General features: G+C 63.2%; 19 protein-coding genes. 7 read left to right on the forward strand and 12 right to left on the reverse strand.

Annotation, left to right across the window (positions count from 1 at the left end):
- Positions 1-28: 28 nt before the first annotated feature.
- The 3 genes from EAO80_RS17930 to EAO80_RS17940 form a co-directional block, all read right to left on the reverse strand.
- Positions 29-1,222: a GNAT family N-acetyltransferase gene (locus EAO80_RS17930; RefSeq protein ID WP_162994079.1), complete on the reverse strand. Its 1,194-nt coding sequence runs from the start codon at positions 1,220-1,222 to the stop codon at positions 29-31.
- Between the two features lie 81 nt (positions 1,223-1,303).
- Positions 1,304-2,074 (reverse strand): AAC(3) family N-acetyltransferase, encoded by a 771-nt coding sequence (locus tag EAO80_RS17935; RefSeq protein WP_162994080.1) that lies wholly within the window; start codon positions 2,072-2,074, stop codon positions 1,304-1,306.
- 58 nt (positions 2,075-2,132) lie between these two features.
- Positions 2,133-2,993 carry a GNAT family N-acetyltransferase gene (locus tag EAO80_RS17940; RefSeq protein WP_122091197.1) on the reverse strand — a complete coding sequence of 287 codons (861 nt, stop codon included), beginning with the start codon at positions 2,991-2,993 and terminating at the stop codon, positions 2,133-2,135.
- A 424-nt stretch (positions 2,994-3,417) separates the two neighbouring features.
- Between EAO80_RS17940 and EAO80_RS17945 the strand changes: the two genes are divergently transcribed.
- On the forward strand, positions 3,418-4,593 hold the full coding sequence (locus EAO80_RS17945) for a hypothetical protein (protein ID WP_122091198.1): 1,176 nt from the start codon (positions 3,418-3,420) through the stop codon (positions 4,591-4,593).
- 75 nt (positions 4,594-4,668) lie between these two features.
- Here EAO80_RS17945 and EAO80_RS17950 read toward each other — a convergent pair whose 3' ends face one another.
- From EAO80_RS17950 to EAO80_RS17960, 3 genes are all read right to left on the reverse strand, one after another.
- Positions 4,669-4,905 carry a hypothetical protein gene (locus EAO80_RS17950; protein ID WP_122091199.1) on the reverse strand — a complete coding sequence of 79 codons (237 nt, stop codon included), beginning with the start codon at positions 4,903-4,905 and terminating at the stop codon, positions 4,669-4,671.
- A 218-nt stretch (positions 4,906-5,123) separates the two neighbouring features.
- Entirely contained in the window at positions 5,124-6,146 is a 1,023-nt protein-coding gene (locus EAO80_RS17955) for an ABC transporter permease (protein WP_122091200.1), read from the reverse strand.
- Positions 6,147-6,162: 16 nt separating this feature from the next.
- Positions 6,163-7,233, reverse strand: a complete 1,071-nt coding sequence (locus EAO80_RS17960) for an ABC transporter permease (RefSeq protein ID WP_368280565.1) — start codon at positions 7,231-7,233, stop codon at positions 6,163-6,165.
- A gap of 216 nt (positions 7,234-7,449) precedes the next feature.
- On the opposite strand from EAO80_RS17960, the gene EAO80_RS17965 reads away from it, so the two are divergent.
- Positions 7,450-7,683, forward strand: coding sequence for a hypothetical protein (locus tag EAO80_RS17965; protein ID WP_162994081.1), 234 nt, complete (start codon positions 7,450-7,452; stop codon positions 7,681-7,683).
- A 22-nt stretch (positions 7,684-7,705) separates the two neighbouring features.
- Here EAO80_RS17965 and EAO80_RS17970 read toward each other — a convergent pair whose 3' ends face one another.
- The 3 genes from EAO80_RS17970 to EAO80_RS17980 form a co-directional block, all read right to left on the reverse strand.
- Positions 7,706-8,782, reverse strand: coding sequence for an ABC transporter ATP-binding protein (locus EAO80_RS17970; RefSeq protein WP_122091203.1), 1,077 nt, complete (start codon positions 8,780-8,782; stop codon positions 7,706-7,708).
- Positions 8,769-9,851, reverse strand: coding sequence for an ABC transporter ATP-binding protein (locus tag EAO80_RS17975; RefSeq protein WP_122091204.1), 1,083 nt, complete (start codon positions 9,849-9,851; stop codon positions 8,769-8,771). The genes EAO80_RS17970 and EAO80_RS17975 overlap by 14 nt, the downstream gene beginning before the upstream one ends.
- Positions 9,852-10,031: 180 nt before the next feature.
- Positions 10,032-11,909: an ABC transporter substrate-binding protein gene (locus EAO80_RS17980; RefSeq protein WP_122091205.1), complete on the reverse strand. Its 1,878-nt coding sequence runs from the start codon at positions 11,907-11,909 to the stop codon at positions 10,032-10,034.
- A gap of 233 nt (positions 11,910-12,142) precedes the next feature.
- On the opposite strand from EAO80_RS17980, the gene EAO80_RS17985 reads away from it, so the two are divergent.
- Entirely contained in the window at positions 12,143-13,123 is a 981-nt protein-coding gene (locus EAO80_RS17985; RefSeq protein WP_122091206.1) for an LLM class flavin-dependent oxidoreductase, read from the forward strand.
- A complete protein-coding gene (locus tag EAO80_RS17990) occupies positions 13,120-14,181 on the forward strand; it encodes a Gfo/Idh/MocA family protein (RefSeq protein ID WP_122091207.1) in 1,062 nt (353 codons plus the stop codon). Before EAO80_RS17985 ends, EAO80_RS17990 begins: the two co-directional genes overlap by 4 nt.
- Before the next feature lie 90 nt (positions 14,182-14,271).
- On the opposite strand, the gene EAO80_RS17995 is transcribed toward EAO80_RS17990, so the two are convergent.
- Together EAO80_RS17995 and EAO80_RS18000 are read right to left on the reverse strand one after the other, a co-directional pair.
- Positions 14,272-15,552, reverse strand: coding sequence for a DegT/DnrJ/EryC1/StrS family aminotransferase (locus tag EAO80_RS17995; RefSeq protein ID WP_122091208.1), 1,281 nt, complete (start codon positions 15,550-15,552; stop codon positions 14,272-14,274).
- Positions 15,553-15,603: 51 nt separating this feature from the next.
- Positions 15,604-16,497 carry a Gfo/Idh/MocA family protein gene (locus EAO80_RS18000; protein WP_122091209.1) on the reverse strand — a complete coding sequence of 298 codons (894 nt, stop codon included), beginning with the start codon at positions 16,495-16,497 and terminating at the stop codon, positions 15,604-15,606.
- A gap of 554 nt (positions 16,498-17,051) precedes the next feature.
- Here EAO80_RS18000 and EAO80_RS18005 point away from each other — a divergent pair.
- A complete protein-coding gene (locus EAO80_RS18005; protein WP_122091210.1) occupies positions 17,052-18,515 on the forward strand; it encodes an amidase in 1,464 nt (487 codons plus the stop codon).
- Positions 18,516-18,521: 6 nt separating this feature from the next.
- On the opposite strand, the gene EAO80_RS18010 is transcribed toward EAO80_RS18005, so the two are convergent.
- The gene (locus tag EAO80_RS18010) at positions 18,522-19,970 is read right to left on the reverse strand and encodes an enolase-like domain-containing protein (protein ID WP_122091211.1); all 1,449 of its coding nucleotides are present in this window, start codon (positions 19,968-19,970) and stop codon (positions 18,522-18,524) included.
- Between the two features lie 103 nt (positions 19,971-20,073).
- Here EAO80_RS18010 and EAO80_RS18015 point away from each other — a divergent pair, with 103 nt between their 5' ends.
- Both EAO80_RS18015 and EAO80_RS18020 read left to right on the forward strand, forming a co-directional pair.
- The gene (locus EAO80_RS18015) at positions 20,074-22,089 is read left to right on the forward strand and encodes an alpha/beta hydrolase family protein (RefSeq protein ID WP_122091212.1); all 2,016 of its coding nucleotides are present in this window, start codon (positions 20,074-20,076) and stop codon (positions 22,087-22,089) included.
- A gap of 125 nt (positions 22,090-22,214) precedes the next feature.
- On the forward strand, positions 22,215-23,534 hold the full coding sequence (locus tag EAO80_RS18020) for a neutral/alkaline non-lysosomal ceramidase N-terminal domain-containing protein (protein WP_122091213.1): 1,320 nt from the start codon (positions 22,215-22,217) through the stop codon (positions 23,532-23,534).
- The last annotated feature ends 67 nt before the right edge of the window (positions 23,535-23,601 follow it).

Raw genomic sequence — 23,601 nt, forward strand, 5'->3', positions numbered from 1 at the left:
GGCGGTCGCCGTCGAATCGAACGAGACCTCAGATCGTCTCCGTCCGCCAGAAATAGAACTCGACTGGGAAGATAGCGTCCAAAAACGGTTCCGATCGCTTGATCGAGCGGAGGACGTCCTGCGAACCGAAGAGCAGATCGACCGTTTCCCACCGGCCGAGCGAAACGTCCGGGTCGCGGTCGGTTCGCTCGACGCTCACGCCCGACGCGTCGTACGCGATCGTCGCCGACTGCCGGTCCGTGGCAGCCATGGTATCCACGGATCGACCCGTCGGATCAACCATTTCGAGAGTAAGATCCCCGACAGTACTTCCGAACGCCTCGACCGTGTTCGACCATCGTTCCTCCAGCAGCGGCCGATACGCGGCGAGCGTCGCCGGGAGGTCGAGCACGTTCAGTTTTCGGTGTGGGCGTTGGCTCCAGCTGGTCGCGACGGTACGAAAGAATCCGGTCAGGGGATGGCGTGGATGCGTATAAACGACGATGTCGTCCGCCGTGACGTCGAGGACTCGAGCGAGTAGCGCCGTAACCCCGTCGCGAGAGCCGCCGAACTCGAGGATGGAGACGGGGCCGTCGCCGCGATAACAGAGATACGCCGGCCGAACCGCGTCGTAGACGAGCGTCTCGAGTCCGGCCTGCTCGAGGAGGCGTTTGTAGCGACGGCGGTCGCGACCCACGCGGTAGCGTTCGGATTCGTGAATCCGTTGTACTACTGCGAGGTCGGTCCGCGGGCGAAAGTGACGAACGGCCTCGAAGTCGGCGTATCCCTCTCCAAACGCGGCGGTGAACGAACGCTTCGTCACCCGATAGCAGTTCTCTCGACCCGCGTTCTCCCATCCGTATCGGCCGTAGCGCACCCGGTCGCCCTCAAGTTCTGCGAGCGGTACGCCACGGTCATCAAGTTGGTCGAGCCAGAACGCGAGTAATCGGTGCATATACCCGTTTCCGCGGTGGTCTGGGTCGGTCGCGACGCCGGCGATCCCGCCGCACTCGACGTATGCGTCACCAGCCCATAGCTCCGCGGGAACGCAGGCGACGTGACTCACGATGCTGCCGTTCGCCTCGATGATCGCGTGTCGTTCAGGGTGGGCCGGGTCGAAACAGTGGGGCATCCGCTCTTCGAGTCCGCCGGGTTCGAACCCGAAACATCGGTTCGTGAGCGCCATCGTCTCCCGGAACTCGTCGGGTCGGGCAAGTCGCGGGCCGTCGAAGGACACGGTCATGAGAGCTGGTTTCAGCCGCATCGGCAACACCGTTGTGGCTGACAGAGCGCTTTCCGAAGTGAGTCGGGACCGGCCGTTCGGTCAGACGGCGTCGGCGATCCGCTCGCGCGCGTACTGACAGCGATCACAGCCGGGAACGGAACAGAGAAGTGCCCCGGGATCGGCTTCGAGCAGTTCGACGACGACCGAGAGGAGCGAGCGCCCGTCGAGCAGTCGCGCGTTCGCCTGACCGATCTCACCGCGGGCGACGATTCCGGCGTGTTCGGCGAGCGGGCGGACCACCTCGAACCCGCGGGAACAATGGACCCGATTGACCTCGACCGACTCGACCGAGCCGTCGATCGTGGTCTCGGTCCACGCGGTCTGATCGCGATACGGGACGTTCGCGAGCCGTTCGGCGACGTGGATCGCGGAGTTCGCGGTGTGGTCGACGCCGAGGAGGAGCACGCGACCGTCCCGCTCGAGTAGCCGGTGGAGCGGGCTCTCGGGGCCGAGCGAGTTCGCCGGGGTGTGGTCGGCGACGAGCGCGTCCGCGTCGGGGCCGATGGCCGCGATGGATTTCGTCGGATGTGGACTCCGAACGGCCTCGTCGCGCTGGCGAAGCGCCTCCGTCACTGCGCCCGTCGTCGACGGCGATTCGTCGGGGTCGTATGGCTCGTCGTATCTCGTGAACGTCGGTGCTGCAACCGTTCCACCAGGGCCGACGGCATCGAGGAGTGCATTGACGACCGCCTCGGCCCCGCCCTCGATCCGGCCGAGATTGCTGACGGAACTGTGGACCACGACCCGCGACCCGGACTCGAGTCCGAGGCCACGAAGGCCGGCTCGGAGTTCGTCCCGTGAGAGCGACATCGATCTCACGAGCGCGCCGAACCCCCAAAGCCGTTTCGACGAGCGACTCCCTCTCGGATCAGCCCCATTCGAATCCTGCCGCGGCCACGACGGCATCCCCGTCCAGGACCGACCGCGGATCCCCTTCCGTCATCCGGTGGAGTCGGCGCCGGACGTCGAGTCCGAACCGGCGAAGCAGCGACTCGGTTCGCTCGCCACGGAGGGCGTCGACGATGACCGGCCCGTCGACCCGTTTTGCGACGCCCGAGAGGAGTGCGGACGTGTCCGTGTCGTCTACCGCAACGAGCGGCCCGACCTGCTTTCGCCTGCGGCCGGATCGGACCACGGCATAGCCTCGAACCCGTCCGCCACGGTTCACGCACAGCGCGGCCGAGTCATCAGCACCGATCACGTGTTCGAGCAGTACACGCCGGTCAGTACCGACGTGCGTGCGGTCGAAGTCGGCGATCGGCCCGGCCGTCTCGATCGGCTCGACGCGGACGGAATCGTCGTCGTATCCCTGGATTCCATCGGTGACCGGTCGCCGGAGGGGACCGGCCCACCGATCGATTCCAACCGTCGTCTCGAACCCGTACTGGCGGTAGACCTCTCGGCCCGCGTCGGTCGCGTCGAGCCCGATCACATCTAGAGCTCCATCGTGGCCGGCAGCGAGCGCCCGCTCGAAGAGTTCGCTGCCGTACCCACGTCGTCGGTAGGCCTCGTCGACGAGGACCATGCCGATCCAGCCGACGTCCCCGTACGTCGCGAGCGTACTCGTCGCGACGAGGTCGCCATCGAGACGGCCCGCGAAACACGTGCTCGGAAATAGCTCGAGAAGACGCTGCCAGTCGTCTTTCGTCTGGTTCCAACCGACCTGTGACGACAGCCGCCAGGCGTCGTCGATGTCGTCGGTCGACAATCGATCGATATCGAGGGTCATAGGACAGTGAGGGTAGTACACACTACTAAAGGTACTGTCGCGTGATCACAGGTTCAGACGACTGATCGAACGATACCGCATCCCACCTGTTTGGAACAGCAAAACCCCGGCCAGCAGTAGTGGATGGGATATTACAGATGCACTATCGTAAGATCATGGTGTTCCCTTCGGGTTTGACGCTCGTGAACGCCCCATCGGGTCGCTAGTACCGGCTATCGGCAACTATTTATTTTGTTTACTATAGTAAAATATTTTTGTTAGAATATCGAATTGAAGTGGTACGGGGTGCGATCCACGCCGCCAACCGAGGTGGTACTGGTCACTACGGAACGAACTGTTTGGTGACACGAAACGAACCTGCCGAACGACCAGCATGGACCACAGCGGCAGGAACCGTTTTACCATGGATCTACCTCGTAGGGGTATGGCAGCACTGTGGACCTATCCGTGGACGATGGTCCAGGAGGGCCTCGACGAGGCATGTGAGTCAATCGTCGAACGTGGCCTCGACGCGATAACCGTTTCGAGCCACTACCACTCGGTTCGATCGCTCCAGCCTCAACACCCAACCGCGCTCTTTCGGCAGTTTCCGGGCGGGTGTCACTTCTCGCCGGACGCGGACCGGTTCGATGAGTGTCCTATCATCCCGCCCACGGTCACCATAGACGGCTTCGAGGACCCGCTCGCGGAGATCACGGCCGTCGCGCACGACCACGGGCTCACCGTCAACGCCTGGATGGTGTGTCTCCACAACACTCGCCTCGGGGCAATGAACCCCGAGTATCGGATCGAGAGCGCGTTCGGCGACAGCCACGACCACTCGCTGTGTCCGTCTCACCCGGCGGTTCGCGAGTACTTTGCGACGGTCGTGGAGGCGCTCGTCGACCGGTCCGTCGACGGGATTCACCTCGAGTCGATCGGATTCCCGAGCGCGTTCCACGGCCACGGACGGGAGTTCGGTCACGACAAGCGGCAGGTGCTGACCGATCCGGCCGAAACGGTGCTGCTCTCGCAGTGTTTCTGTACCGGATGCCAGCACGCGGCCGAATCACGTCCGGTCGACCTCGCTCGTGCGAAAGCGCGCGTCAGGGATCTCCTCGGGAGGGCGTTGGCGGATCCGACGACCGAAACGCCATCGCTCGAAAGCCTGATCCGGGACGAACCGATCCTCGATGCCCTGTTCGAGTTCCGGGCGATGGTCGTGGAGGCACTCGTCGGACGACTCGCTGACGCCGCCGGAACCGTCCCGCTGAACTACTACGTCGCGGAGTCACCCGGCGGTGCCGACCCGGAGGCCGTGTGGCCGGCGGGTGTCAGACCCGACCGACTCGATGCGTCCCTCGACCACATGACCGCGATGTGTTACGTCACGGATCCGACGCTCGCTCGGGAGCGGGTTCGGACGCTCAAGGGGATGGTCGATAGTCCCGTCGACGCCGGCTTGACGCTCGACCCGGGCGTCGTTGGAACTCCGTCGGAACTGCATGCACTCGTCGACATTCTTGAGGATGATCTGGACGGTCAGCTGTCGTTCTACCACCATGGTCTCCTGTCTGAGACCCAGCTCGATTGGATCGGATCAGCGATAGGGGGATCCTGATCGCCGGCGAGATATAGAGGAACGGGACGCAACAGTAGTTACGACGTCGGTGATCCGCCTCGATCGGGCACCCGCTTACGTTTCTCGCCTCAGCACCCGTAACGCCACGTAGGCAGCCGTGGAGACGAGTATCGCCGAGACGCCGTAGATTCCCATCATTCCGGCCATCACACCGACCTGCAGTATCAACCCGACCGCGACGAGAACCAGTCCGAAGACGATCCCCAGTAACGGTTTCGACCGTCGGATCGTCCCGAGATAGGAGGTGACGGCTGGAGGTTCCTCGCGCGATATCGTCGTATCGGTAGCCATGGTATATGGTTGCATAATTATATTACTTCATATATAAATATTTCTATCTTAAACTTAAATACTAGTTCGGGTAACGAGGCAAGCCAACGATTGGTAGTTATCGGCGGAGCCGAGGATTCGAGTCGTGTACACGACGTGACCGGCCGCGCCGAACGCACGTAATCGAGGGATGCTTCCGTCCGAATCGGCGGTGAGTCCTGACAACGGGTTTTTCGGCGTTACCTGTTCGTCATCTCCGCTCCGTCGTCGTCGACGGTTTTCGAGTGGCGGGCTCTGAGGCGGGGGTTGAAGACTTTATCGAGCCCCTGTGAGAGCAATACTAGGGCGAACGAGAGGAGGACGAGGGCGAACATCGGTGGGTACAGCCAGTGCGCTGCACGTTGTGGGTTCGAGAGCGCACCGCCGGTCGCGTACGCGTCATTCATCATACTACCCCAGTTCGGATCCGAGTATGGAAGGAACCCGAGGAAGTACAGCGCGACCGACGCGAAGATGACACCTCTGGCCGCCTGTGCGGAGTTGATCAGTACGTAGGGCATGAGCTGCGGGACGATGTCCTTTTGCAGGATGGACGGGATCGAGACGCCCATCGACCGGGACGCCTCGACGTACTCCTCCTCCCGAAGCGTCAGGACCTGCGATCGGATCGTCCTCGCCAACCCCGGCCAACTGTCTATCGCCAGGATCACGCCGATAGTGAACGGATCTCGTGGCTGCCAGATCGCCGCGAGCACCACGATGAGCGGCAGCCCCGGGATGACCATCAGGATGTCGGAGAGCAACATCAACACGTAGTCCGTGAGTCCGCCCCTGTACCCGGCGACCGTCCCGACGACGACCGCGACGCCGGCCGCGAAGATGGCGCCGGCCAAGCCCATCTTGAGAACGGCCGGCGTCGCGTGGACGAGTTGCTTGTGGATCGGCCGACCCATGTTGTCGGTGCCGAGCGGGTATTCCCACGACTGGAACCACGTCATGTACGTTTCGGCCTCGTTGATCCCCGGCTCGGGGACGAGATGGACACCGACCGTCCCGGCGAAGACGAACAGGCCGAGGACGATGATGCCGAACCGGGTTCGCCAATCGGTCCACGCGATTCTGGCCTGTGTCAGGACGTACCGATCGATAAAGCGTGTCGCGCGTTCCGTCCTCGAGACGTTCGGTCCGGACGATGCGGGTGTGTCTACGAGAAAGTCGGGGACTGTTCCTCCGTCGGTCATCGTGTCGTTTTCGTCTGACATTGTTGGTGCTCCGTGTTCAGTATGCTTCGCGATCGCTCGTTCCCGCTCGTGGATCGACCACGCCGTAGGTGAGGTCGGCTATCAGGATTCCCACGATGGTGATCGTCGAGAAGAAGATGAGCAGCCCCATGAGAAGCGGGTAGTCCCGCTGGGTGAGTGCCTCGAACGTGTACCAGCCGATCCCGGGATAGGTGAAGATCTGTTCCATGATGATCGAGCTGCTGAATATCGCGGCGATACCGAGCATGAACCGCGTATACAGGGGTAGGATGGCGTTCCGGCCGACGTATCGGAGTGCGATCCGGTTGTCGCTGATCCCTCGAAGTCGGGCGACGTGGAGGTAGTTCTCGCCGATCACACGGATGCAGTTGCCCCGCATCGACAGTGCCGTTCCACCGAACCCGACGATGATGCCCGAAGCGATCGGGAGGATGGAGTGGTGGACGACGCTTGCCATGAAGTAGACGTTGAACCCGGGGACGGTGTTCGGGTCGTACCTCCCTCTGGTCGGAAACAGTTCGAGCTGAAAGCCGAGAAACGACAGCATCAGGATGGCCCCGACGTAGTAGGGGACGGAGTTGAGGAACGTCGCACCGATCGAGCCGACGTTGTCGAAGTAGCTCCCCTCCTTGTAGGCCATCACTGCCCCGAGCAGGATGTTCGCGGTAAACCCGATCAGGAGACTATAGACGCTGATGAAGATCGACCACGGCATCGCCCTGAAGAGGATGTCGAAGACGGGTTCACGTCGCCAGATGGATTCGCCGAAATCCTGATAGACGATGATGTCCACGAGATACTGGTAGTACGCGACGTGAATGGGCTGGTCCGGATCGACGTTCGTCCGGAGTTCGATGATCCGGTTCACCTGACCGATATTGACGCTTTGGCCCTGTTGGACAGCGTCCTGTATCATCTGCTCTCGCATCACCTCGAGCGGACCACCGGGCATCAATCGATACAGAACGAACGTTATCGTTATAACAGAGAACAACGTGATGATCGCTTGCCCTATTCTTCTCACGTAATAATTCATAAGATATATCTCATATGGTATGATTATAAGCTTTGCGTACTGTGCGACCATTGAACAGGACTCGTCGGTCGGTTTCGTCGCTCGCGCGGCTTGCGAACCGCCTTCGACGGTGAACGGAAAGTGACTCCGCGACGGGAGAGGATCACGGCCCGGCTAGCCGTCCACTGCAGCTGCCCTTCCCCCTTCGAAATCGAAGCGTTTGCTTCAGCACACCGGGAGACCCTGAGTAGCCACAATACTTATCGCCGCATGGTGGCCTTCGACGGTATGGAACGTTCGTTCGCCGAGGAGCTGGCGAGGGAGATCGGTGCATACAGACACTACTTCGTCCTCGGCATCGCGTTCTCGATCGTGTTCCTCCTCCTGTCGGTCGTCTCGCTTACCGTCGTTGCGACGGGAAGCGGGGCCTATTACATCACTATTGTAAACATCGGAACCCTCGTGCTCGTCATCGGCCTGTGTTGCGGTGGGATCCTGATCGCGAAGCGTCGCGGTCGGTGAGGAGGAGACAGGTATCGACCGGCTACGCGATCTCGTTGCTCTGCCAGTATTCGTCCGTCTCGTCGCGTCTGAAGCAGGCGACTCCCGATTCGATGGCTTCGTCGGTTCGCGTCAGCTGCGGGGCGCGGTTCACGCAGGCTTCACGGGCTTCGGGACACCGCGTGTGGAACCGACAGCCACTCGGCGGGTTTTTCGGGTCCGGAATGTCGATCCGTCGGATCGGCGGCTCGTCGGAGCCCTCCGATATCGAGTCCGGGTCCATCGAGGGTGTCGCCCACCGGAGCACCTTGGTATACGGGTGTCGGGGGTTCCGTATGATCTCCTCGGCCGGGCCGATCTCGACGAGCTTTCCGAGGTACATGATCCCGATCCGTCCTCCGACCTTCTCGGCGAAGTAGTAGGCGTTCGCGAGGTCATGGGAGATGTTCAGGTACGACGTGTTGAACTCCCGCTGCAGGTCGTGCATGAGGTCCATCATCTCGATTCGAAGCGAGACGTCGAGGGCGCTGACGGCTTCGTCCGCGAGTATCAGATCCGGGTTCATCAACAGCGCTCGCCCCAGCGCGACCCGTTGTTGTTCGCCGCCGCTGAGCTGGTGGGGATATCGGGACGCGTACGACGAGGCGGGTTTCATGCCGACGTACTCCAGTAGCTTGTAGATCCGCTCTTCCCGTTCTTCGGTACCGATCTGCGGGTAGTGTTCCTTGAGCGGTACCGAGAGGGAGTTGAGGATCGTTCTGTTCGGGTTCAACGAACTGCCCGGGTCCTGGTGAATGATCTGCAGCGACTTCCGGATCTCCGCGAACGGGACGGTGGTGTCGCCGGTTCCGTCCTTCGCGTCCCAGATGTCCTGTCCCCGATATATCACGGAGCCGCTGGTCGGGCGCTGGAGGCCCACGGCCGTCTTCCCGAGTGTCGTCTTCCCACAGCCGCTCTCGCCGACGAGAACGATGACCTCGTTCTCGCGGATGTCGAGCGAGACGTCGTCGACCGCCGTCACGACTTCCTTGTCCCTACGAAGCGTCTGGAGCAGTGACGCGTTCGAGAACTCGACGCCGACGTTCTCGAGCGAGACGACCGTCTCCTCACTTCGCGTCATCGATCATCACCTCGGACGTCTCGTTGCCGAGCGTGTACGGGAGTTCCTCCCGTGCCTCCGACCAGTGATGACAGGCCGCTCGATGGCGATCGCTCACGTCCCGAAGCGGCGGCTGGGTTTCGACGCACTGCTCGTCTGCGAGCGGGCACCGGGAGTGATACGAACAGCCGACGGGGACGTTGACGGGATCCGGACTGTCTCCCTCGATCGGCCGCATCTCGTCGAGCGCCGCGGCGAGGTTCGGGACGGCCCTGAGGAGCGCTCTGGTGTACGGGTGTGCGGCGTCCCGCAGAACGTCGTGACAGGGTCCCACCTCGACGAACTGGAACGCGTACATGACGGCCAGCCGGTCCGCCAGATCCGCGACCAGCGGGAGGTCATGCGTGATGAAGACGATCGTGATGTCGTACTCCTCGTGGAGCTTCGAGAGCAGACTCGTTATCGAGCGCTGCATGAGCAGATCCAGCGCCGCAGTCGGTTCGTCCATCACGAGCACGTTCGGCTTGAGGAGCAAGCTGAGCGCGATCAGCGCTCGCTGTGCCATCCCACCGCTGAGCTGGTGTGGGTACGACTCCAAGACGCGATCCGGGTCGAGATACAGGTCTTCGAGGAGGCTTCGACCGTGCTCCATTCCCGCCTCGAGATCGTAGTCGTGAGCGTGAAGCGTCTCCTCGAAGTGCCCGCCGATCGTCATCGTCGGATTGAACGAGTCCATCGCACCCTGAAACACCATCGAGATCTCCTCCCAGCGGAACTCCTTGAGCTCCTGATCGCTGAGTGTACGCACGTCGTACGGATCACCGTTCGGCGGATGATAGATGACCTCCCCCGAGAGAACGCCGGACTCGACGACCGCGTCCAGTAACGCCGAGGCGAACATGGACTTCCCGCTTCCACTCTCGCCGACGACGCCGATGATCTCGTCTCGGTAGATGTCGATCGAGACGTCGTCCAGTACCCTCGACGTTCCCCGGTCCATATCGAACGAAACGGACGCGTTTCTGACCTCGAGGAGGAGTTCTTGCTGATTCTCGCGCGCAGTCGGTCGTTGGGTTTCGTGTATCGTCACAGGTTCTCACCGTTCGCCTCACTGCCGCCGGAAACGCTCCGTCCAGAGATCGAAGTCGGTAGTTCGTCCATACGGATGAGTAGTAACATTCTCATATAAATTTTTGTATGAAATAGCATTGTTTGAGTGGAAAAATCAATCGGGTCAAGCAAGTGATAGCGAGTCGAATAGGGGTCAGTGCTACTTGTACCCGACCGTTCCGTCCTTGATCAGCGGATACGGTCCGTTGTTCGTCTGGAGTTTCCGGTCGTCGATCGGCCAGTCGAAGTCCTGGGTGTTCGCCCAGTGACCCGATTCACGGTATAGAACGTCGATATCGGGCATATAGAAGTTCCACAGCCAGCAGAGCTTCTTGATCTGGTCGTTCGTCCACTCGACGTCGTCGGTCCTGTGGATCTCCCGTACCGTCTCGTGGAGATTGATCTCCTCGGTTCCTCCGGAGAGGTCCTGCTGGCCGATCTCGGTCGGGACCTCCCACAGCAGCGCTTTGCCGTTGTACGGCGAGTGGGTGCGGCCCTCGTCGAGCCACTCGGTGATCTGTCCACGGGCCGCAGAGTCACCACCGAGTGCCGCCGTCGACGCGAGCCGTAACCCGAAGAGGTGGTGTGTCCGGAAGAAGCTGACCGGATGGAGCGTGTCGGCGGCGTAGTGGCTGTACATGCTGAGCCCCCAGTCCATGTCCTCCTCGATCCGATCGTTCACGGTCGATTGCTCCGCGCCTTCGAACTCGATCGGGAAGCCGTACTCCTCGAGTTGACCACGGACGGTCTGTCCCGGCACGTTGAAGAAACCGTCCGTACCGATCGTCATGACGATCGGGTCGATCTCGTTGCCGTCGGGCCCGTATATCGTCCCGTCCTCCCGGCTGTAGCCACCCTGTTCGAGGAAGCCGTCGGCGAGGTCGTAGTCGGAGGTCTTCGGTGCGTAGTCGATGAAGTCATCGAGGTCGTCGCCGACATAGGTCTCATTCCATTCGCGTTCGATCCCCGTATGCACCTCGATCGGGAACCCGGTCTCGAAGTTCGTGACCACGTTCTGGGTATCGATGACGGCCGCCATCGCGCGACGCACCGCGTAGTCGGCGAGGGCGTCGGTGTGGTTCCAGTTGATCAGCACCTTGTACATGAACTTCGAGGGGTACCGGGCGATGTTCTGGTAGTGATCCGGAAGCCCCTCCGCGTACTTGCTTTCCAGTGCGACCGTTCCCAGATCGATCTGCTGGTTCATTATCATCTCGTCCTCCGCGGCCCCTCCCGCGATCAGTTCCTCGTACTGCTCGATCTGAACGGCGTCGGAGTGACGGTGGTGCTCGGCGGGTTCGAACGTGACCGACTCCATGGACCAGTCGACGATCTCGTAGGACCCGGTTCCGAGCCCCTCGTCGATGTACTGGTCCATCCCGATGGTGACGTCGAGGATCTCCGCTGCCACCTCGTCGCGAGCGTCGTCCGACGATGCGTCCTGCAGCCGCTCGAGGTACGGCTTCCAGGTCGCCGTGTTGAGGGTGTGGAGGTTCTCACCCATCTCGACGCCGAGGTTAAGCGTCTCGATGAGGGCGGGGTTCTTCGGCTCCTTCAGCCGGTATTTGATCGTCAACTCGTCTTCCTGGCGGATCTCGCCGTAGTCGCTCCCTTCAGGGGACATGAGGCGGTTCATCTCCTCCCAGGTGTACATGTCCTCGGCGGTGTACTGATCGCCGTTCCAGAACGCCAAATCGTCCCGAAGCGTCTTCGTCAGGACCTGTTCGTTCCCGTCGTAGTCCCACGATTCGAGGGCGGGCGTTCCGACTTCGCCGTCGTTGTACGGGATGTAGAGGCGATCGTTGGCGAAGTCGACCATACGGGACGGCCAGTTCTCCCCGTACGGGCTCCAGTTATACTCGTCGGGGAGGGTGTTTCCAGCGACACGCGTTAGCGTCGGGTTGCTATCGGTCTGTTCGGTACCCATACATCCCGCGAGTCCGGCCACCGTCCCCCCCGTCAGGGCGAGGAATCGCCGTCGATCGATCGAGTTCGCTCCCGAGAGATAGCTGTGACGTTGATTGATATCATCAACCATAGCGATACGTTCCGCTACTCTATAATAAGCTTTTTCCGAGTGTGAACATCTCTATGATATTGATTATTATAGTATGAAATAGTATACTAAGGCGCAATGTGTCCGATATCAGCGGTCGATGAGAGCGTACGACAACGGGGTTCTTCCCATCACAACGTACATTATAGTGGGCTCCCTCGACGCGGACGGATCATGTACGTCTGCCAGACAAACCGGGCGGAGGAGCGTAACCAATGAAGTTCGGCGTCTTTCTGAACCAATACTACACGCCAGAGAGCGGGTTCTCGGTGACGGACCTGTACGAACAGGCTGAGGCGATAGAACGGTTCGGGTTCGACGGTGCGGCCCTCGGCGAGCGCCACGTTCACGAGGAGGGGTTCGTCGAGCCGATCACCGCATTGGCGGCGATCGCGGCGCGAACGGAGACGCTAGATCTCTCGACGATGGCGATGTTGCCGATGCTCTACGACCCGCTTCACCTCGCCGAACAGGTCGCGATGATCGATCGCCTCTCGGACGGCCGAATGCACTTCGGGGCGGCCATCGGCTACCGGGAGCGGGAGATCGAACCGTTCGGCGTCCCGATGGACGATCGGAGTTCGGCCTTCATCGAATCGCTGCACGTCCTCAAGCGCCTCTGGAACGAGGAGAGCGTGAGCCACGACGGCGAGTACTGGTCGTTCGACGACGTCTTCATCAGTCCGCGCCCGGAGACCGAACTCCCGGTCTGGATCGGCGGGCACGCCGACATCGCCATCAAACGAGCCGCCTACCGCGGCAACGGCTGGATCGCCAGCGCCTCGTCGACGACCGAGGACCTCGAACACCAGATCGGCGTCTACGAGGACTCCCTCGAGGAGTTCGGCGAGGCGCGGTCGGATCACGACGTCGTGTTGATGCGCGATTGCTTCGTCGGCGACTCGGTCGCGGACGCCCGTGAGACGATCGAGCCGTACCTCCTGCAGATGTACGAGTGGTACGCTCGCTGGGGACAGACCTACATGGACGAGAACGAGGTGGAAGTCGATTACGAGGAACTGGAAGAGAAGTTCGTCCTCGGGTCACCCGACGACTGCATCGAGCAGCTCCGTGAGTACGAGGCCCTCGGCGTCGACCAGATATACCTTCGCTGTCAGTTCCCCGGCCAGCCACAGGACGTCACGCTCGGGACGCTCGAACGCTTCGGAACCGAGGTCATGCCGGCATTTCGATGACCGACCGAACCGTCGGCTACGTCGGCCTGGACCACCACCACGCGGACCCGTACCTACGGACGCTCGGGGAGCTGCCGGCGAGGGTTACGGGCGCGTGCGAACCGAACCCCGCGTTCGATCCGTCCTCGGTCCCGAGCCTCGGCGACGTTCCGATCTACGACGACCTCGAATCGCTGCTGGCGACGTCGACGCCCGACGTCGTGTTCCTGACGGTGCCCAATCGGGATACCCCGGCCGCGATCGAGCGGGCACTCGACGCCGGCGTCGACGTCTATACGGAGAAACCGGCCGCTCGGACCGCAGCGGAACTCGAAACGCTCATCGAACGTGCCGAGGAGAGCAATGCGACCGTCGGCGTCTCGTATCCCTGGCAGTCCCACCCGATCGCACGGGAACTCGCCTCGCTCGTCGAGGACGGGTTCTTCGGCGAACTGCGGGCCTTCGACGTGCGGTTCATCGCCTCACAGTTGGCCTACCGGGAGACGTCACACTTCGTCTTCGACGAGGCGGCCAGTCGGGGCGGCATCCTCCAGTGGCTCGGGATCCACTGGATCCAGTTGCTCACTCGCCTCCTCGCGGAGCCGATCAGCCGCGTCAACGCCAGTATGGTCGCCGGAACCGACGGCGTCGACGTCGAGGACGGCGCGACCCTCCAGTTCGAGACGTCGACAGGTGCGCTCGGTACGCTCCAGTGTGGCTACTATCTGAGTGAGGCCCTCTACGACACGAAACTCGACATCTACGGGACCGCCGGTCGGAGCAGTTGGGACCCGATGGGTCGGGAGTTCGGCTTCGATGGGACGACGACGCTCGAACTCGACGACGCGAGCGGCGAGTGGGCCAGCACTCCACACCGGACCATCACCCACGAGTACGACCCGACACCGGGATACGGCGGTGCGTGGGGCAGGGAGTTCGTCGAGTCGTTCTTCGACGCCTGTGACGGTGACGGTGACCCGCCGGTGACGCTCGCGGACGCACTGGTCGTCCTCCGGATCCTCGATGCGGCCTACGAGTCCGCCGAAACGGGGCGTTGGGTCGACGTCGAAACGGCGTAGTCATCGGGACACGATAACGCGATGTCGTGTCCCGATCTTCGATCCCGGTGGCGCTCGCGCGGGTTCATCAGAAATGGCGTGGTCGGCGTGCTACCGGGCGACCTTCTCGAAGGCGCGGGCGACCTGATCGACGAACTCCTCTTCCGGTTCGATGTACGAGGCGACGGTGACCACGCGCTCGTCGAGCGCCTCCGAGATCGGGAAGTCCCCCTCCTGATACCCCTCGTAGGCGGGGAGGCCACAGAACTCGCCGTCGATCGGGCTCCGTCCGCGACCCCAGAGGTCGTATCCCTCCCGGAAGATCCTCCGGCGGTGTTCCATGTACGAGAACCCCGGGCCGCGGACGGGTGCGCCCTCGGCCGCGAGCGCGTCGACGACGGTTTCGGGGGAGCGGCCGAGTTCGTCGGGTTCGAGGACCACTTTCAGCCCGCCGTACAGGCCGTCCGTTTCGGACTCTTCGTACGGCCACACCGGTCTGATACCCGGTAGCTCATCGAGGTGTTCGAACAGCCGGTCGCGATATCGCAGTCGCCGCTCGACCCGGTAATCGAGGTTCTCGAGGCCGACTGTCGCGATGCCGAGCGCGAGCGGGTGGGCACGGTACTTCAGCCCCAGCACCTCCCAGTCGAGGCCGTCGTAGGGTTCGAGCGTGAGTTCGTCGTTGACGCCGGACCGATGCAGGTGACAGTACGATAGCTGGCGCTCGTAGTACTCCCGGACGTTGGTCGTGACGATGCCGCCCTCGCCGGCGGCGATCGGCTTTCCGTGAGGAGAGACGCCCTGCAGACTGAAACAGGCGATGTCGCCGACGCTCCCGACGTGTTCGTCCTTCCATTCGGAGGCGTGTGCGTGGGCGGCGTCCTCGACGACCGGGATGTCGTATCGGTCGCTGATGTCGAGTATCGCGTCCATATCGCAGACCCGCCCGTTCCAGTGGGTGATCGCGATCGCGGCGGTCCGGTCGGTGATCCGGCGCTCGATGTCGGTCGGGTCCGGCAGGAGCGTCTCGGGATCGATCTCACAGAAGACCGGTCGCGCGCCGAGATGGAGCGCGCCGGCGTACGCGCCGATGTAGCCGACCGTCGGGGTGATGACCTCGTCGCCGGGGCCGACGCCGACCGCGTAGAACGCGCTCTCGATCGCCGTCGAGCCATGATCGACGGTCAGACAGTACTCGGCGCCGCTGTACTCTCGAAACTTCTCCTCGAACTCGAGCGGAAAGCCCGAGCCCGACCCGGAGATCACTCCCGATTCGAGGAGATCCGTGACGATCTCCCGTTCGGCCTCGATTGGCCGTTCCCACCGTTCCGGATCGTCGATCGTGACGGCCGGATCGCCGCCATCGATCGCGAGGGTGCTCGCTCTGGACATATCGTATTCACCGATTGTACTTCATTTCATATAAAACAGCTCGTCAATCATTTAGTAAAACGGCTCGTAGGTCTCCGTAAACGAACCGCCGTCGTGCGTGACATCGGCCAGCAGCGGGTTCTCGGGGGTCACTGCCACGTCGAACTCTAGTGTGGCCTGGACGCCGAGAAGGAGCGTCGCGGCGTCGAACAGCCGGTCGCTCTCGTCGCGATCTCCGCGGGCGGTTTCGACGAACGTCTCGATGAACGGGTCGTACATCCGGTCGAGTTCCTCCGCGGTGCCGTCGATTCGAGCGGTGCGGGTCGTCCCGCCGACGTCGAGCACCCCGAACGCCGGGTTCTCGGTCGGGCCGTCGAATCGGAGCGTCGCGCTCGATCCGTCGGCGAAGGTGACGGTCGTCGCCACACCGTGATCGACAGGGACGATTCGGGTCCAGTCCGCACCGCAGATCGTACGTGCGGTGTCGGTGATGTGAACGCCGTAGTAGAACGGATCGTTGTACCCGGCGGCGAACAGGTCATGTGTCCCGTCGTCCCCACGCATGACTGCCAGAGAGGGATGATAGGGAACGGCCGACCCGCCGTAGAACGGCGTCCCGTTCCGTTCGACGGTGCGTCGCAGCGCTTCGACGTCGTCGATCGAACCGGCGATTGGTTTGTCGACGAACGTCGGGACGCCGGCCTCGAGGAACCGGACCGCGATCGGGCGATGGCGATCCCAGTCGACCGTCAGTACCATCACCGCGTCGACGTGGTCGATCATCTCCTCGGGGCGATCGTATCTGCGTGCGCGATGGTCCCGGCAGAACGCCTCGGTGTACGCATCGGAGCGGACGTCGCCGCCGTCCCAGACCCCACGAACGGTCGTATCCGACCGGTCTGATAGCAGTTCGGCGAACTTCTCGGAATGGCTCGTATCGAGCCCGATGATGCCGACGTTGATCATGTAACCCACGAGCTACCTCGAGGAGGACTCGCTGTTCCTTCGATCTCCCTCTACCCCCTTAACGATGCCTATCGAACGTCTCCCCCGGCCTACGCCCACGCGAGCGTAGTCGGAACGCGATTCGAGGTTGATCAGCACTCGGACGCGATACGGGGACTCGGATAGTTCTGACTCCCTTACTGAATACTTCCGTGGTATCGACTCCCACATGAGTTTTGTAATGCTAAACGATCTCGCTCCGAGATGCGAGACACACCGAACCGAGCCGGATCCGAGGGGTACCATTTCCTATATTTTCCTTCAATAAAAATATAATATGGAACTATGTAAACTCATGTTTACAAATCGGTACGAGCTACAAATCCGTCGTCATTTACAGTCGTACAGACGTAAGAGCATGAGGGGAGTCGACGCACATCGTTTGGAGATACAAAACGCGACGAGGGCGACGCTACTCGAGGGTCATCCTATCTCGATCGAGGCTCGATGGCGGCCCGTTCAATGCTTGATCGACCAGTATACTTTTCTCGCTGCATGAACCTCCTCAAACACTGATGAGCAGTACCCCTCGGTACGCACCCGCGTCCGAACTGGCAGCACGGATACGGGACGGTGACGTCTCGCCGCTCGAGGTCGTCGACGCGTCTTTAGCACGTATTGACGACCGGAACGACGACGTGAACGCCTTCATCACGGTAGCGCCCGACCACGCCAGAGCGCAGGCTCGTGAGGCCGAGCGGGCGCTCGAACGTGGCAACGACGTCGGGCCGCTCCACGGCGTCCCGATCGCGCTCAAGGACCTGACCGGTTTTCGCGAGGGGATCCGCCACACGTTCGGCTGTCGGGCGTTCTCCGAGAACGTCGCCACACATACCGCCGCGTTCGTGCAGCGACTCGAAGAGGCCGGCGCGATCGTCGTCGGGAAGACCAACACGCCGGAGTTCGGTCACCGGCCAGTGACGGACAACCTGCTCGTCGGGCCGACGTCGACGCCGTTCGATCCGACACGCAACGCCGGCGGCTCCTCGGGCGGGAGCGCGGCCGCCGTGGCCGATGGGATGGTCGCGATCGGCCAGGGAAGCGACGCCGCAGGCTCCGTTCGGATTCCGGCGGCGTGCTGTGGCGTTTACGGGCTGAAACCCTCGTTCGGTCGGATTCCCAAACCGGCACGGCCGAACCCGTTCCAGTACCACTCCCCGTTCATCGATAAGGGCGTCCTGACGCGGTCGGTCGCCGACGCCGCGATCGCCCTCGAGGTCATGGCCGGCCCACACCCGCGCGATCCGTTCTCGCTCCCGGCGAGCGACTCGAACTACCGCAGAGCCCTCGACCGGCCGCTCGACGACTGGTCGATCGCCTACAGCCCCGATCTCGGTGCGTTCCCGGTCGCCGGAACCGTTCGCGAGCGGATCGAGAACGCTCTATCGGCGTTCGAACGGGAGGGTGCGACCGTCGACCGCGTCGACGTCGATCTCGGCGCTCCGCTCGACGAACTCGCCGAGAAGACGCGCTTCGGGCTGATGCAGGCGTTCTCGGCCAAGATCGCGGATTCCATCGAACGACGACACGGAATCGACTTCCTCGGTGATGCGGCCGACGACGTCCCGGCGTCGTTTCGCGACCGGATCGAGGCCGGGCGACGCTTCTCGCCGGTCGACATCGGACGGATGAATCAGGTTCGGACCGTGCTGTTCGACGGCATTCAGGACGTCTTCGACGACTACGACCTCCTCGTCACGCCGACGCTATCGAGACCACCGCTTCGAAACGACTCGCTCGAAGACGTCGGCGTCGACGGGGAGCCGGTCGATCCGCGGGCGGGGTGGCTACTAACGTGGCCGATCAACATGACCGGCCATCCGGCCGCGTCGATCCCGGCGGCGTTCCTCGACGAGGGCCCCATCGGCATGCAGCTCGTCGGCCCGCGATTCGGCGACGAGGCGGTCCTCGCCGCGAGTGCGGCGTTCGAACGACGACGGCCATGGGCCGACGCCTACCGGACGAAACCCGACGCCTGAGCGATCCTAGGCGAGCATCGAGTCGACGTCCCACTCGTCGATCGGCGTGAATCGCGAGGGATCGAGATCGAAGTCCCGGCCGAACGGAGCGTCGATGACGCTCCCGAACCGGAACCGCCCGTCTTCGACGGCCATCGTGACGAAGCCGTCCTCGTGACGACGGTAGAGGTCGCCGTGGGCCTCGAGAACTCGGGTCTGGAGATCCTCCGGAAGGAAACTCAACCCGCGGTAGTAGTGGTGCCCGTTGCGCTCGATGTGGTCCAGCCCCATCGTCCCCATCACGGCGAGGTCCTGAAGCAGTTCGATCGGCCCGATCGTCGTCAGGTCCTCGCCGCTCATGAGGTACTCGCCGCCGTCCTCCCGACGGCGCTTCTCGATCAGGCAGGCGTTGATCACGCCCTTGAAGACGCCCTTGCAGTTCTTGTGGCTCGTCCCCGCGTAGCCACACTCGAGGGCGCGCCCGGCGCTGTCGAGGTCGTCATCGGATTCGTCGATGATGATCGGCGGGCGTCCCTCCCAGTCGGTCAGCACGTCGCGGGTTTCGTCAGTTAGCGCCGCCGCCCGGGGAAGGGGCTGTTCGACGTACGCGACGTGATCGACGACCGGCGCGAGGGCGGAATTGGTCGCGTGGCGCTCCCACTGGTCCTTGAACGCACGGACGGTGTCGTACTGTTCGTTGGCGTCGAGCGTACACTGATAGGACTCGAGCGAACTCGCCTCGAGGACGGCACCAATCCGTGCGAGGCGATCCGCGTCGCGCTCCGCATCGGCCGAGAGCTTGATCTTGAAGTGGTCGATCCCCTGCTGTTCGACGTACGCCGAGAGCGCCTGCGGGAGGCCGTCGTCAAGACGGTCGGTCTCAGGTATCTCGTCGGGTTCGAGCGGATCCGAAAGGCCGACCGTGTGACGAACTGCGGCCTCGCGGGTCGGCTCGTCGGGCAGATCGGTCGCGAGGGAGACGCCGTCGAGTTCGTCGTAGATCCGGCCGGGTTCGACGCCCAATACGCCGCTACGGACCGCCTCGGCGAACGTGATTTCGTGATGGCGACAGAACGCGTCGATCACCGCCTGCTCGACCATGCTCACGCCGTAAGCCCACAGCAACGGCGGGTGTGACGTCCCGGCGGCCCACGCCCGCTGGCGCTCGAAGAGGTCGTACCAGAGGTCGAAGACGGTCGGCGACGGCTCCTGTCGCAGGGCGTTCTCGGTCGCAGCCCGAAAGACGTCGAGAAGGGCCGTCGTCGCCTCGGCGAGCGAGAGGTCGGGCTCCTTGAGGAACCACATCGGGGCCATTCCGACCATCGAGAGCCCGGTCGCCTCCTCGCCGTCGATCTCGAGGGTGAGTTCGAGGAAGTGGTGAGGTCCTTCGGTCGCGACGACGTTACCGAAGTAAAACGCCATTCGCTTGTCAAGATCACTCACGTACCGCTCCGCTCGCTTCACGCTGATTTCCATATGATCAAGGCGGATGTCCGGCGAGATAAGTGTAGGTGGTCACTTCCGGCGGAGGCTCGGGGGTGCCACAACGTTGAAGACGGCAGTGACGAGAGGGTGGGTGATGGACGGCTTTCGAGCGAACCTCGACGGGTACTACGACGTGGGCGATCAGCTCCCGCGACACCTCCGCGAACGGGCCGAAACGCGGTTCGAAGCCACACGGGAGCGAAAGGACGCGATCCGATCGGTGACCGATCACGAGCGCCGCGTCGAGCGCGTGCGAGCGGCGTTTCTGGACGCGCTGGGCGGGTTGCCCGACGAACGAACGCCGTTGTGTGCCGAGTGTACCGGAAGGGTGCGTCAGGAGGGGTATTCGGTCGAGAAGGTCGTCTACGAGAGCCTGCCGGGAATGCACGTGACGGGTAGCCTCTACCGGCCCGACGGCGACGGACCGTTTCCGGCCGTACTGTTCCTGTGCGGTCACGCCGCGACCGGCAAAGCGAGTCCGGCCTACCAGCGGGCCTGTATCGAACTCGCTCGAAACGGCTTCGTCGCGTTCGCGATCGATCCGATCGGACAGGGCGAGCGCATCCAGAGCTACGACCCCGAAACGGGCGAGATCGCCCGGATGAACCTCCGTGAACACACGTATCTCGGCCAGCAGTGTCAGGTCGCCGGGTCGAACCTCGCGCGATACTTCGTCTGGGACATGGTGCGCGCGCTCGACTACCTCGAAGGGCGCTCGGACGTCGACGAGGACCGACTCGGCGCGACCGGAAACTCGGGCGGCGGCATGCAGACGGGCTTTCTGCTGCTCGCCGACGACCGACTCGACGCGGCGGTTCCGTGTTGTTTCGTCACGTCCCGGGAGGAGTACATGAAGACCGGGCAGGCCCAGGACGGCGAGCAGATCCTCTTCGGAGCCATCGAACGGGGGATCGACTACGACGACTTCATCGCCGCGTTCGCGCCGAAACCCGTGCTGATCGGCTCCGCGCAGTCGGACTTCCTCTGTATCGAGGGGAGCCGAAAGACGCTCCGACGAGCGCGTGACGTGTACGAACTCTACGACCGCCCCGAGAACGTGGACCTCGCGGTCGCCGACGACACGCACGGCCTCTCGGCACCACTTCGAGAGGCGATGATCAACTGGTTTCGCAAGCACCTCCGTGGTGTGGCCCCGACGTTCGAGACGGAGGAGCCACCCGTCGAGGACGAGGCGACGCTCCTGTGTACCGAAGTCGGGCAGGTCCACGGCGAGTACGAGGACGAGACTCACGTCGTCGAGTGCAACCGCGAGTTCGTTCACGAGCGCTATGATAACGCCGGGAGCGCACCCGCAGTCGACGACCGCGACGCGTACGCGGAATCGATCCGCGAGACCGTCATCGAGCGGTTCGGCCTCGCGAGACCGGCCTCCGAACCCCATCCGCGCCGCATCGAGGCGGAGATCGACGAGGTGGCCGGCGTTCGCTGGGAGAAGGTCTTCTTCTACGCCGAACCCGACGTGCTCGTCGCCGGCATCGTCGCCGTCGCTCTCGAACCGCCCGAGCGAACCGTCCCGACGCTCGTCCTGTCGGATCACGGTACCGAGGAGTTCGAGGCTTTTGAGGAACGGATCGCGGCCCACGCCCGCGAGCGGGGGATCGCGATGGCGTTCGATCCTCGCGGCGTCGGTGCCGTCCGGTCACGGGCCGTGAACACGCTGCTGGCCAACGGCGGCGAGTACTTCGACTACCACGGGACGGAGTACAAACTGACGAGCGACGCGCTCATGTTAGGGACCTCGCTGTTCGGGATGCGCGTGTTCGACGTCCTCCGCGCACGCACGTACCTCGAACGACGCGTTCAGGATCACGATGACCTCGACCGTGTGGACGGCTATGCGCTCGACGGGACCGGTGTCGGTTCGCTGCACGCGCTCGTCGCCGCGGCGGCCGACCCGCAGTTTCGCCGGATCCACGCCGCGGACGTCCCGGCGGGGTTCTACGAGATCGCCACCGCAACCGAATACGAGATCGACTTTCGCCTCGTTGTCCACGGTATCGTCGGAGAGTGCGACGTGCCACAGCTCCTGCCGGCACTCGAAGAGCGCGACCTGACCTGGGAACGGACGGACCCGAGTCGATTTCGGTAGGCTGATCCCCGGACTGCAACCGTCGTGTACCGAGGTACGTAGTTTGCGACCCGTAGGCCATTTTTTGCATTATTATAATCTACGAAACCAGTCGTATTTTTCATGCCGGGGGTCGATGGGGGTGTATGAGCGAAACCGATACTTCGACCGAATGGCTCGCCGGGACTGCGAGGGCGGACATCACGCCGTCCGAACCGATGCGGATGGCGGGCTACGGGGCCCGCGAGGAGCCCGCCGAAGGGACGTTAGAGCCGTTGCATGCGAAGGCCATCGCCCTCGAAGACGAGCGAGGAACGCGGTTCGTCGCCGTCGGCGTCGAGGTGCTCGCGATCTCGCGACCGCTGCATGCGGAGGTCGTGGCCGCCTGTGCGGACCGCTACGACCTCCCCGCATCGCATCTCCTGTTGAACGCTTCACACACCCACTGTGGCCCGGTGTACCGGGAGCGAAAGACCGAGGTGTTCTCCCTGAACGACGAGGAGCGCACCCGGGCCCGTGAGTATCGGTCGTTCCTCGTCGAAACGCTCGTCGAGGTCATCGGCGAAGCCCTCGGGGACCTCGCTCCTACGTCGCTCGCGTACAGCCACGCTCGCTGCGGAATCGCGATGAACCGGCGTCTTCCCCTGGAGGAGGGGATCGGCTTCCAGCCGCATCCGGACGGTCCGGTCGATCACGACGTGCCCGTCCTCGCCGTCGAATCGCCGGACGGCGAGACGCTTCGAGGCATTCTCTTCGGTTACGCGTGTCACCCGACGAGCCTGTTCATCCGCGAGTGGAGCGGCGACTGGGCGGGATACGCCATGAACCATCTCGAGGAGGTGTACCCCGAGGCGACTGCCGTTTTCATTCAGGGCTGTGGCGGCGATCAGAAGGCCTACCCCCAGCGCGATCTCGAACTCACGAAACACTACGGGACGTCGCTCGCGACGGCGGTTCGCGGTGCGCTCGTCGCAAAGCGCCGGACGGTTCACGGCCCGCTTCGCTGCGTGAAGGCGGAGGTCGACCTCGAGTTCGAGGAACCGCCGTCCCGGGCTGAACTCGAGGAACAACTGGAGTCCGAGGAGCGCTACGAGCGCCGCCACGCCGAGCACCTGTTGGGGGAACTCGACGAGCACGGCGAACTGCCGCGCACGCACCCCTATCCGATCCAGGCGATCGGGTTCGGCGACGATCTGACGATGGTGGCGTTGACGGGCGAGGTGCTCGTCGGCTACTCGCTGAAACTCAAAGAACGGCTGTCCGGGCCACTATGGGTCGCCGGCTACTCGAACAACTACATGACGTACATCCCGACGGTCGAGGACCTCTACGCCGGCGGCTACGAATCGGATCGGTTCGTCCACCTCACCGAACTGCCCGCGAAGTTCGACCACAGCGTCGAGGATCGGGTCCTCTCGACGGCGACGGCGCTGGCTCGCCGCGTCGGCCCGCCGGACGAACGCTAACGGTGGGTTCGCGTTCAGATCGGTTCCGGCGCCCGTGGTCACTACGATTCCATCGAAGTCCGGGCGG

This window comes from Halalkalicoccus subterraneus, from assembly GCF_003697815.1.
Classification (GTDB): Archaea; Halobacteriota; Halobacteria; order Halobacteriales; family Halalkalicoccaceae; genus Halalkalicoccus; species Halalkalicoccus subterraneus.

Bases quoted from the DNA above. Each gene is read 5' to 3' on its own strand.
- EAO80_RS17985 (WP_122091206.1), top strand. From the start codon at position 12,143: ATGAAGTTCGGCGTCTTTCTGAACCAATACTACACGCCAGAGAGCGGG.
- EAO80_RS18010 (WP_122091211.1), bottom strand. From the start codon at position 19,970: ATGGAAATCAGCGTGAAGCGAGCGGAGCGGTACGTGAGTGATCTTGAC.
- EAO80_RS17980 (WP_122091205.1), bottom strand. From the start codon at position 11,909: ATGGTTGATGATATCAATCAACGTCACAGCTATCTCTCGGGAGCGAAC.
- EAO80_RS17990 (WP_122091207.1), top strand. From the start codon at position 13,120: ATGACCGACCGAACCGTCGGCTACGTCGGCCTGGACCACCACCACGCG.
- EAO80_RS18005 (WP_122091210.1), top strand. From the start codon at position 17,052: ATGAGCAGTACCCCTCGGTACGCACCCGCGTCCGAACTGGCAGCACGG.
- EAO80_RS17950 (WP_122091199.1), bottom strand. From the start codon at position 4,905: ATGGCTACCGATACGACGATATCGCGCGAGGAACCTCCAGCCGTCACC.
- EAO80_RS17965 (WP_162994081.1), top strand. From the start codon at position 7,450: ATGGAACGTTCGTTCGCCGAGGAGCTGGCGAGGGAGATCGGTGCATAC.
- EAO80_RS18000 (WP_122091209.1), bottom strand. From the start codon at position 16,497: ATGATCAACGTCGGCATCATCGGGCTCGATACGAGCCATTCCGAGAAG.
- EAO80_RS17945 (WP_122091198.1), top strand. From the start codon at position 3,418: ATGGCAGCACTGTGGACCTATCCGTGGACGATGGTCCAGGAGGGCCTC.
- EAO80_RS17955 (WP_122091200.1), bottom strand. From the start codon at position 6,146: ATGTCAGACGAAAACGACACGATGACCGACGGAGGAACAGTCCCCGAC.
- EAO80_RS17960 (WP_368280565.1), bottom strand. From the start codon at position 7,233: ATGGTCGCACAGTACGCAAAGCTTATAATCATACCATATGAGATATAT.
- EAO80_RS17930 (WP_162994079.1), bottom strand. From the start codon at position 1,222: ATGACCGTGTCCTTCGACGGCCCGCGACTTGCCCGACCCGACGAGTTC.
- EAO80_RS17995 (WP_122091208.1), bottom strand. From the start codon at position 15,552: ATGTCCAGAGCGAGCACCCTCGCGATCGATGGCGGCGATCCGGCCGTC.
- EAO80_RS17970 (WP_122091203.1), bottom strand. From the start codon at position 8,782: ATGACGCGAAGTGAGGAGACGGTCGTCTCGCTCGAGAACGTCGGCGTC.
- EAO80_RS17940 (WP_122091197.1), bottom strand. From the start codon at position 2,993: ATGACCCTCGATATCGATCGATTGTCGACCGACGACATCGACGACGCC.
- EAO80_RS18015 (WP_122091212.1), top strand. From the start codon at position 20,074: ATGGACGGCTTTCGAGCGAACCTCGACGGGTACTACGACGTGGGCGAT.
- EAO80_RS18020 (WP_122091213.1), top strand. From the start codon at position 22,215: ATGAGCGAAACCGATACTTCGACCGAATGGCTCGCCGGGACTGCGAGG.
- EAO80_RS17935 (WP_162994080.1), bottom strand. From the start codon at position 2,074: ATGTCGCTCTCACGGGACGAACTCCGAGCCGGCCTTCGTGGCCTCGGA.